General features: G+C 46.8%; 12 protein-coding genes. 8 read left to right on the forward strand and 4 right to left on the reverse strand.

Annotation, left to right across the window (positions count from 1 at the left end):
• The first annotated feature begins 109 nt into the window (after positions 1-109).
• The 8 genes from hypA to KKC1_RS01285 all read left to right on the forward strand — a co-directional run bounded on the left by hypA (position 110) and on the right by KKC1_RS01285 (position 7,994).
• A complete protein-coding gene (hypA, locus tag KKC1_RS17260) occupies positions 110-442 on the forward strand; it encodes a hydrogenase maturation nickel metallochaperone HypA (protein WP_368731541.1) in 333 nt (110 codons plus the stop codon).
• 12 nt (positions 443-454) lie between these two features.
• Complete coding sequence (gene hypB / locus KKC1_RS01255; protein WP_088552704.1) at positions 455-1,117, forward strand: hydrogenase nickel incorporation protein HypB; 663 nt, start codon at positions 455-457, stop codon at positions 1,115-1,117.
• Positions 1,110-3,401: a carbamoyltransferase HypF gene (gene hypF / locus KKC1_RS01260; protein ID WP_088552705.1), complete on the forward strand. Its 2,292-nt coding sequence runs from the start codon at positions 1,110-1,112 to the stop codon at positions 3,399-3,401. Before hypB ends, hypF begins: the two co-directional genes overlap by 8 nt.
• Complete coding sequence (locus KKC1_RS01265; protein ID WP_088552706.1) at positions 3,392-3,622, forward strand: HypC/HybG/HupF family hydrogenase formation chaperone; 231 nt, start codon at positions 3,392-3,394, stop codon at positions 3,620-3,622. Before hypF ends, KKC1_RS01265 begins: the two co-directional genes overlap by 10 nt.
• Complete coding sequence (gene hypD / locus KKC1_RS01270) at positions 3,609-4,691, forward strand: hydrogenase formation protein HypD (protein WP_088552707.1); 1,083 nt, start codon at positions 3,609-3,611, stop codon at positions 4,689-4,691. Before KKC1_RS01265 ends, hypD begins: the two co-directional genes overlap by 14 nt.
• A gap of 4 nt (positions 4,692-4,695) precedes the next feature.
• Positions 4,696-5,703: a hydrogenase expression/formation protein HypE gene (gene hypE / locus KKC1_RS01275; protein ID WP_088552708.1), complete on the forward strand. Its 1,008-nt coding sequence runs from the start codon at positions 4,696-4,698 to the stop codon at positions 5,701-5,703.
• A gap of 310 nt (positions 5,704-6,013) precedes the next feature.
• Positions 6,014-6,514 (forward strand): bifunctional nuclease family protein, encoded by a 501-nt coding sequence (locus KKC1_RS01280; RefSeq protein WP_088552709.1) that lies wholly within the window; start codon positions 6,014-6,016, stop codon positions 6,512-6,514.
• 40 nt (positions 6,515-6,554) lie between these two features.
• Positions 6,555-7,994 (forward strand): MFS transporter, encoded by a 1,440-nt coding sequence (locus tag KKC1_RS01285; RefSeq protein ID WP_088552710.1) that lies wholly within the window; start codon positions 6,555-6,557, stop codon positions 7,992-7,994.
• A gap of 1 nt (position 7,995) precedes the next feature.
• On the opposite strand, the gene tatC is transcribed toward KKC1_RS01285, so the two are convergent.
• The 4 genes from tatC to KKC1_RS15930 form a co-directional block, all read right to left on the reverse strand.
• On the reverse strand, positions 7,996-8,742 hold the full coding sequence (gene tatC / locus KKC1_RS01290; RefSeq protein WP_088552711.1) for a twin-arginine translocase subunit TatC: 747 nt from the start codon (positions 8,740-8,742) through the stop codon (positions 7,996-7,998).
• A 52-nt stretch (positions 8,743-8,794) separates the two neighbouring features.
• Positions 8,795-8,998: a twin-arginine translocase TatA/TatE family subunit gene (gene tatA, locus KKC1_RS01295; RefSeq protein ID WP_088552712.1), complete on the reverse strand. Its 204-nt coding sequence runs from the start codon at positions 8,996-8,998 to the stop codon at positions 8,795-8,797.
• Between the two features lie 133 nt (positions 8,999-9,131).
• On the reverse strand, positions 9,132-9,593 hold the full coding sequence (locus KKC1_RS01300) for a hydrogenase maturation protease (protein WP_088552713.1): 462 nt from the start codon (positions 9,591-9,593) through the stop codon (positions 9,132-9,134).
• 33 nt (positions 9,594-9,626) lie between these two features.
• Positions 9,627-9,767, reverse strand: coding sequence for a hypothetical protein (locus tag KKC1_RS15930; protein WP_153802834.1), 141 nt, complete (start codon positions 9,765-9,767; stop codon positions 9,627-9,629).
• Between the last annotated feature and the right edge of the window lie 57 nt (positions 9,768-9,824).

A 9,824-nucleotide genomic window follows, 5' to 3' on the forward strand; every position in this document is an offset into this window, starting at 1 on the left:
AACCCAAAAATACCAGGAAAGAAGCCCTTTTCTTATAGGGGCTTTTTTGTTAAAGTATATCTAGGCAAAACGGAAATACTGTGGCTAAGGTGATAAAATAATGCATGAAATGTCGTTAATGATGCAAATATTCGATATTATTAACCAGACCATTTCGGACTATAAAGTAAAAAAAGTTAAGAGGGTAACACTTAAAGTGGGAAAAATGTCTAATGTAATGCCTGATTCCCTAAGCTTTTGCTTTGAGGTGCTTTCTGAAGGGACAAAGTGCGAAGGGGCTGAATTAGTAATACAAGAAACCCCCTTAACCGGCCGATGCCTGGATTGCCAAAAGGAATTTACCAGTGAGGGGTTTCCTCTCGCATGTCCAAATTGTGGCAGCAGGAATACGCGGATGATCGGTGGCACTGAATTGGCGATAGAAAGTATAGAAGCGGAATAGGAGGAACATTTCATGGAAATTAAAGTGATGAAAGGTGTTTATGATTCCAATGAAAAAATAGCGGCGCATAACCGGCGGAATTTTGCGGAACACCGCACTTTGGCCGTCAACATTCTGGGGTCACCCGGTTCGGGCAAAACTACTCTATTAGAGGCATCCATAGGTATGCTAAAAGAAAAAATCCGACCAGCGGTTATCGAGGGAGATTTATCCACGGACCGTGACGCCAGTCGTATTGCCGCTCACGGTGTTCCGGTAATTCAGATTAACACTAACGGTGGCTGCCATCTTGATGCCCAAATGATTGCTAAAGTATTGCCGGACTTTGATTTGTCTCAAGTTGATTTAATGATTATTGAAAACGTAGGTAACCTGGTGTGCCCGGCGGCCTTTGACCTGGGTGAAGATTTTAAGGTCGTAGTATTGAGCATTGCTGAGGGGGCAGACAAGCCGGCAAAATACCCCAGGACCTTTTTGGAGGCGAGTGCTGTAGTGATTAATAAGATTGATTTACTGCCCTTCAGTGATGTGAATTTGGAGGAATTAAAAAGAGATATTAGGAACATTAACCCTGATATTAAAATATTTGAAGTTTCCTGCCGCCTCCGGCAGGGGTTAGATAATTGGGCTGAATGGCTGGTAAGTAAGGTGAGGGAAAAACAAGAGAATGAGTAAAAGAGCTGCTCTCCGGGTTTCCGGTATTGTACAAGGGGTGGGGTTTCGCCCTTTTGTTTACAACCTGGCTGTAAAACTAGAGTTGAATGGCTGGGTAAAAAATACTGCCCGGGGCGTATTTATAGAAATTGAAGGAGAGCCGGAGAAAATAAACGAATTTATTTTTTGTTTACAAAACGGCGGCCCTCCTTTGGCCCGGGTTGAGAAGATAGATATTTCGTATTTACCTCCAGCAGGGTACGAGACCTTTGAGATTCAGGAAAGCAGCGGCGGGGAGACATCTACGTTGGTATCCCCGGACGTGGGTACCTGCGATGATTGCCGGGCGGAATTGTTTGACCCCAGCGATAGAAGATACCGTTACCCTTTCATAAATTGCACCAACTGCGGCCCCCGCTTTACTATAGTGGAAAAAATTCCCTATGACCGTAAAAATACAACCATGAAAGAGTTTACTCTTTGCCCGGAATGCGCGGCTGAGTATCATGACCCTTCCAACAGGCGTTTCCATGCCCAGCCCAACGCTTGTCCTGTTTGCGGACCTAAGGTTTATTTAAAAAATGCCCGGGGAGAATTGATAGAGGTTAAAGATGTCTGGCAGCGGGTCAAAGAAGAACTAAAAAATGGCAAAATTGTGGCGGTGAAGGGGCTGGGTGGCTACCATTTGTGTTGCGATGCCCTGAATAATGAAGCCGTATCCGCTCTGCGTAGCAGAAAGGCCAGATGGGAAAAGCCCTTTGCGGTAATGATGCGGAACATCGAAACGGTTAGGCGGTTCTGTGAGTTAGAACCGGTGGAATGTGAGCTGTTGGAATCGCCACGGCGTCCTATTGTGTTGCTTAAAAAAAGAAATGATGTTGTGTTGCCTGAAGAAATTGCGCCTCGTAATCGCCGGTTAGGGGTGATGCTTCCATATACCCCTCTACATTATCTGTTGATGGAAGAATTTCAAGTTCTGGTGATGACCAGCGGAAATATCTCCGATGAACCCATAGCGTATCGGGATGAGGATGCACTGGAGCGCCTTAAAGGAATTGCCGACCTGTTTTTGATGCATGACCGCAAAATCTACCGGAGATGTGACGATTCCGTGGCCTTGGTCAACCAGGGGAAAGAAGTCTTGATCCGGAGGTCGCGAGGGTATGCCCCCGAACCGATAAAACTTCACTTACACGTCCCACACATACTGGCTTGCGGTGCGGAACAGAAGAATACCTTTTGTCTGACTAAAGGTGATAACGCGTTTATTAGTCACCATATTGGGGATTTGAAAAATTTACCCACGCTGGTGAGTTTTGAGGAAGGTATCAATCATTTTAAAGAGTTGTTTGATATCAGTCCAGAAATTGTGGCCTATGACCTTCATCCGGAATACCTTTCCACCAAGTATGCTCATGATTATCCAGGCAACGTAACGAAAATCGGGGTACAGCATCATCACGCTCACGTTGCCTCTTGTTTAGCGGATAATAGGGAAAACGGACCGGTGATCGGTGTGAGTTTTGACGGTACCGGTTACGGCACGGACGGGTGCCTGTGGGGCGGTGAATTTCTGCTTTGTGATTACGAGAATTTTCAGCGGGTAGCCCATTTTGCTTATGTCCCCATGCCGTCGGGAAGTAAGGCTATTGAGGAGCCCTGGCGTATGGCGGCTTCTTATCTTTTCGCTACTTACGGAAGTGAGATGGACAAATTGGATATAAGTTTTGTCAGAGCTTTGCCCGGAGTTTGGCCTGCGTTAAAGCAGGCTATTTTGCAAAATATCAATGCGCCTCTGACCTCCAGCTGTGGTCGCCTGTTTGATGCTGTGGCTGCGTTAATTGGCATAAGGAATACAGTTACTTATGAAGGGCAGGCTGCGGTGGAGCTGGAACAGGCTATAACTCCGGGAGAAACTGTTACGTATCCGTTTGAAATCCGTTCCGGCAGTCAATGGCAAATTGACTGGAAACCACTGTTCCGGTCCCTGGTGGAGGACATCAAGGAAGGAACGGAAACGGGGAGGATGGCGGCAAGATTTCACAATACCGTGGCCCGTATCATATTGGAAACCTGTCTTTCAATACGGAAAGAGTACCATGTGGACAAAGTGGCCCTCACCGGAGGGGTATTTCAAAATATCTACTTGTTAAATCTGGCTGTCCAATTATTAACTGAACACGGTTTCAGGGTTTTGACCCACAGCCGGGTGCCTCCCAATGACGGGGGGCTGTCTCTGGGGCAAGCTTTAATTGCCTACCATAAAGTATTAAAAACCGGGAAGGAGAATGGTCCATGTGTTTAGCAGTACCTGGAAAAATAATTAAGATAAAAGACGAAACCAAGATAGCGGAGGTAGATTTCGGCAGCGTAGTGCGAAAGGCAAGTCTCCGATTGCTTCCCGATGCCAAGGTTGGGGATTGGGTATTGGTACATGCTGGATTTGCCATTCAAGTACTTCATGAACAGGACGCAATGGAAACACTGAAGCTCTTAGAGGAGTTGGCGCAGTGTGAACCCGAATAAAGGATATCGAGATCCGGCGCGGGTAAAAGCGGTATTGGACAAAATCTACGAAATTGCCGACCGACCGGTGACGCTCATGGAGGTTTGTGGAACCCATACCATGGCTATTTTTCGGCATGGTATTCGAAAACTTTTGCCCGCTAACGTAAAGTTGATATCGGGTCCCGGCTGTCCGGTATGCGTGACGTCACACAAGGCAGTCGATGAAGCGGTGGCAATAGCCTTAGAGCCCAATGTTATTTTTACCACTTTTGGAGATATGATGAGAGTCCCCGGTTCCCGGATTAGTTTGGCACAAGCAAAGGCATCGGGAGCTGATGTCCGGATTGTCTATTCGCCCCTGGAAGCGGTAACTCTGGCCCAAAGTAACCCGGATAAAGAGGTGGTTTTTTTTGCCATTGGTTTTGAAACCACTTCGCCAACCATTGCTGCCTCGGTTTTGACTGCCGAGGAATTGGCCGTGAACAATTTCAGCATTCTAGGTTACCTTAAGACTATTCCCAACGCCCTAAGGGTCTTGTTGTCCAGTGAAGAAGTGAAAATCGACGGGTTGATTTGTCCGGGTCATGTCAGTGCGGTTATCGGCAGTGAACCTTACGAGTTTGTGGCACGAGAGTTTGGCATTCCTGCGGTCATTGCCGGCTTTGAACCGCTGGACATTCTGCAAAGTATATATATGATATTGTGGCAATTGAAAGCCAACCTGGCTAAGGTGGAAATTCAATACAGGCGAGGGGTACCTAAGGAAGGCAATCTTCATGCCATGGAAGTCCTCCGACAGGTGTTTGAACCCGCAGATGAGTACTGGAGAGGTTTAGGAATTATTCCCGGTACGGGTTTGCGGTTAAAGGATGCCTATCAAAAATTTAACGCTAAAGTTAAATTTAATGTTGAAGTGCCCGATCAACCGGAGCCCAAAGGATGTCGTTGCGGCGAGGTTTTGCGAGGAGCTATTACTCCGCTGGAATGTCCTTTGTTTGCCAAAGTTTGTACTCCGGAAAAACCGGTGGGTGCCTGTATGGTCTCCGTGGAAGGTACCTGTGCCGCATACTATAAGTACGGGAGGTGAGGACGTGGAAGATAAAATTCTGCTGGCTCACGGAAGTGGAGGTAAATTATATCGTCGTCTGGTTAACGAAGTTTTTCTTCCGGCCTTTCAAAACCCTGTCCTCGCAAAGTTGGAGGATCAGGCAAATCTTACTGTGCCCAAGGGAAATATAGCGTTTACTACTGATTCTTATGTGGTTAATCCTTTGTTTTTTCCAGGGGGAGATATAGGCAAATTAGCCGTTTGTGGCACAGTAAATGACTTAGCCGTGGGTGGAGCTAAGCCTTTATATTTAAGCGTCGGTTTCATCATTGAAGAAGGATTTTCCCTAAGCAGTTTGCGGGACATTGTAAATTCCATGAAAAAAGCGGCGGAAGAAGCCGGGGTGGAAATTGTTACCGGTGATACCAAAGTGGTAGAAAAGGGTCTTGCTGATGGGCTTTACATTAATACCGCAGGTATAGGGGTGACCCGTGAGGGTATTAATCTTTCATCCACGAATGCCCAACCGGGGGATTTGATATTACTCAGTGGGACTATAGGGGACCATGGTATAGCGGTGATGGCTGCCCGGGAAGGGTTGACGGTTATGTCTCCGGTTTTAAGTGATGTGGCTCCTTTAAATGGCATGATTAGTGATTTGATAGATGCGGCTCCAGGAGTACGGGTAATGAGAGATCCGACCAGAGGGGGGGTGGCCACTACCCTAAACGAGCTGGCTGCAGCCTCCCGGGTTTCCATGAAGATTTATGAGACGGAGATCCCGGTGAGGGAAGAAGTGGCCAGCGTCTGTGAAATTTTCGGATTTGATCCTCTATATGTGGCCAATGAGGGCAAAATACTGGCTGTTGTACCCAAGGACCAAGCGGACGATGCCTTAAGGGCTTTGCGACAGCATCGCTACGGTCGCAATGCTGCTATCATCGGCGAGGTAACGGCCGGTAACCCGGGCAAAGTATATCTTGAAACGGCTATTGGAGGCTCACGGGTGATAGATATGATGGCAGGAGAACAATTACCGAGAATCTGCTAGCCTATCGACGGTTAAAGAAGCGCCCTGACCCAGGGTTTTGGCACATGTTTTTCTAAAATGCTGCATCGTTTTGTTCCTCCTCATTACTACTGTAACCGGGTTTGTAAAACGACAAAGTGGGCGTGAAGAAAAATGATTACGACCAAATGACCGGTATTCGCCGTTTAGGAGCGGGCTTGTGAAATATGGGTGAGAAGCCCGCATTTAAATTTTGGGGTTTATTATGTTACTATGTAGTTAAGAGGCTAATTTGGGAAAGAGTGCGGTCTGCTCCTGTAAAATTGGGATAACCGGAGAAAGGAGAGATAAAATGCTGGTCCCGTTAAGAGTTTACCGGGTAGTTTTTGACCAGTCTATGAGCCCGGTAGTGCTATTGGTGGATAAGGAAGAAAAGAAAGTGCTGCCTATTTGGGTGGGTCCTTTTGAGGCTCAGGCCATCGCGCTGGCCTTAGAAGGTATAAAGATACCGCGGCCTATGACCCACGACTTGTTAAACAACGTGTGTCAAAAATTAGGAGCCAGAATAAAAAAAGTTGTGATCCATGACCTTAAGGAAGGCACCTATTATGCGGAGATCTGTATTGTCCATGACGAGCAGGAGATCTACGTAGATTCCCGCCCCAGTGATGCGATTGCCTTAGCTTTACGGGCCGGTGCCGATATTTTTATGACCGATAGGATGGCTGCTTTTACTCTTTCCCTGGAAGAACTGATGAGCCAGGCGCAAAGCGATAGTGGTGAAGTGAAAGGCAGCAAGGGGAAAGAGGTTAAGGTGGTTAAATTGGAGGATTACAAGAAAAAACTGCATTAAAGTTAGATATTAATTAGAGTCATGAACTAGGGGATATCACATGCGCAGGTGGTCGAGACTGTTAGGGAAAATAAAACATTCTTCCTCTCAGCGCTGGTGGGTATTGGCCAATGTTTCTGTAGGAACTTTCATGGCCACTCTCGACAGCAGTATAGTAAATGTGGCCCTTCCTACCATTGGTAAAGAACTATATGGAGACGTTAACCGGTTGCAGTGGGTAGTAACCGGCTATCTCGTAACCATAGCCAGCCTGCTGCTGGTATTTGGCAGGCTTTCCGACATGGTGGGCCGCAAAAAGGTCTATTCCACCGGTTTTTTCATCTTCACCGGAAGTTCTACCCTCTGTAGTATGGCTCAAAACGTGGGGCAATTAGTTGTTTTCCGCGTATTGCAGGGCTTCGGGGCAGCCATGCTCATGGCTAACACCCTGGCTCTGGTTACCCAAGTGTTCCCCGAAGAAGAACGGGGTAGGGCCTTGGGTATCAGCGGTATGGTGGTTTCTGCCGGTTCCCTGACCGGCCCGGCTCTGGGAGGAATTCTGGTTGGCACCTTGGGCTGGCGTGCTATTTTCTGGGTAAATGTACCGGTAGGTTTACTGGGGAGTATCCTCTCTTATTACGTTTTACCTTCAGGTGGTGTCGGCCGAAGGGAGAAATTGGACTGGGTGGGGGCGCTAACTTTTGCAGTGGGCATCAACAGCCTTCTCTTTCTTTCTTTTCAGGTTTCCGAGCAGGGTTGGAACGGTAGAACCTTTACTTTGCTACTGATATCGATACTGTCCTATGGGTTATTTTATATAATTGAAAAGAGGACTCAGTTTCCCTTAGTTGATTTAACGCTTTTTCAAAATCGCGTTTTTTTAGTTGGAAACGGAGCAAGATTGTTAATTTTTGTGGCTGTAGCTCCCGTAATGTTTCTTTTACCCTTCTACTTGCAACTGGTTCAACACCTTTCCCCCCAACAGGTTGGCGCAGTTATGACCGCCTTCCCCCTGGCCATGGCTGTTACGGCCCCGTTAAGCGGGCGCTTGTCTGATTATCTTTCCCCTCGACCTCTGACGGTTATCGGACCGCTGGTCCAGATTTCGGGTTTGCTTTTGCTGGCCGGTTTGATTACAGAGAACAGCTTGATAGTGATCCCTGTCGGTTTGGCCCTATTGGGCATGGGGATGGGAATTTTTCAGGTACCCAACAATACTCTGGTCATGGGCAGCGTACCTGACCGAAGGTTAAGTATCGCCAATGCCCTCATTTCCGTTATGCGCAACATTGGAACCATTCTAGGTGTGGGAGTGGCCGTTCTTATTTTCAACTGGCGAGGTGCAGCAGACGCGATGGTGATAACCGGGAATGCGGGACCAGCTTGGGAAGCGGGAGTGATGGTCAGAACTATAAATTCTGCTCTATATTTTTCTCTGCTAATTGTCGGTTTAACAGCCCTTTTAGTCTGGAAAGGCTACCGGCGTTATAAGGAAGCATGAACTAGGTGTCCTGTTCTTGCACCATTCTTTTGGACCTGACAGCCGCCAGGCGGGATAGCCAGATACTAACTTCATATAGTAAATACATAGGGCCTCCCATTAGTATCTGAGAAATAACATCCGGGGGTGTCAAAATGGCTGCTACGGTAAAGATAAGCAGGAGGACATATTTCCTGTTGGCAGCTAAAAGCCTGTGGTTAACCACTCCAATGCGGGTTAAAAAAATGATTACCAATGGCAGTTGGAAGATTAACCCAAACGGGATTAGAAAGGATATAAGAAAAGAAAAATATTTGCTTATAGAAATCATGGGAGTTAATCCGGGAACCACGCCGCCCTGGATAATGAAAAATTGGACGGCGAGCCGAAAAACCGTCTTGTAGGCAAAGAGTATACCCCCGATAAAAAGAATGGTGGAGACAGGGACTAAAAGGAGTATATACTTCTTTTCTTGCGGCTTCAAAGCCGGGACAATGAAACTCCAGATCTGCCACAGAATGATGGGAATAGCCAGGACTATTCCGGCTAGCAAGCTTGCTTTGAGCTGAGTAAGAAACGCTTCCGTAAATGTTATGTAAACTAATGAGATTTTGAAGGGCTTGACCGGCTCAAGCAGGATGGCCATAATTTGTTCGCGTAGGAGGAAATAAGAAACGACGGTAGTAAAGACTAAGGTTACCAATGATATTATTAGTACTTTTCGTAGTTCCTCCAGGTGCTCTCTCAGCGACATTACTTTTTCTTCCACTGGCTATCCCTCCTGGCTGGACCCAACCCGCAGTACATGGTAGCCATTGCTGTTACTTTTCCCCCGCCTTCTCTTTGTCCTCTAATTCTTCCGAGATTTTTTCGGTTACTTCACGAGAAGCCTTCCTAAATTCTCTCAAACTTTTTCCTATGGCCCTACCTACCTCCGGGAGCTTGCCTGGGCCGAAAATTATCAACGCTAAGATCAAAATTAATATAAGTTCCCAAGGTCCGGGAGTGGAAATGATTCCAAACATTATTGCTGCCTCCTTCAACTGGAATAGTCTCACTAGCTATTTTTATTCTAACATATCAGGGTAACCTTTCATAGATTTACCCAACTACAAATTTTGTGAGCGCCAAGCTTTTTTTTTAAAAATTGTTTTCCTTTTAAGTCTTGTCTCCTTTTTCTAGCTCTTCCAGAACCAAACTGACAATTCGGGGAAGTTGTCTTTTCAGTTCTGGAGACAATTTCAGGCTATAGCAGATAGTCTTTGGTTCTACCCCGATGATGGTAACCACAGTTTTCTTTTCGGTATATTCCAACCAACTCAAGATTTCCTTTAAGCCGACTTGGTGGAGGGAATAGGTTTCTTCCTCCTGAAACCGGAGGTTTCCGGGAACCAGGCGATAAATAGTTCCAGGCCGGCATCCTGCTTTCATGGCATCGATAATAATAGTTTTTTGAGCCGACTCCAGGTAGGTCAGCAGTTCGAATCCGGAGGTTCCCCCGTCTGCCAGTTGGACGTTGGAAGGTAAAGGTCTTTTCTGTAACTCGCGGATAACGTGAATTCCTACCCCATCGTCACCTAATAGAAGGTTACCTAACCCAAGTACTAATTTTTTCTCCATTTTTCTTACCCTTTAACCCGGCGTTTTATATTGTTACCCAGCTTTCCGGCCGGTGAGCGGATTCTCGGTAGCCGGACCCATCAATACTATCATAATAGCATGTCCCCGATGGAGCACTCTTATCCCCATCGGGTGCCGCAGTTCGTTCGTTCGAACCACCGTTCCACCTTTCATAGAAAAATATCTCTACTCAAGGCTTCCTGCTTCCACGACCGGGTGCTCGTAGACCAG

The sequence above is a fragment of the Calderihabitans maritimus genome, from assembly GCF_002207765.1.
Classification (GTDB): domain Bacteria; phylum Bacillota; class KKC1; order Calderihabitantales; family Calderihabitantaceae; genus Calderihabitans; species Calderihabitans maritimus.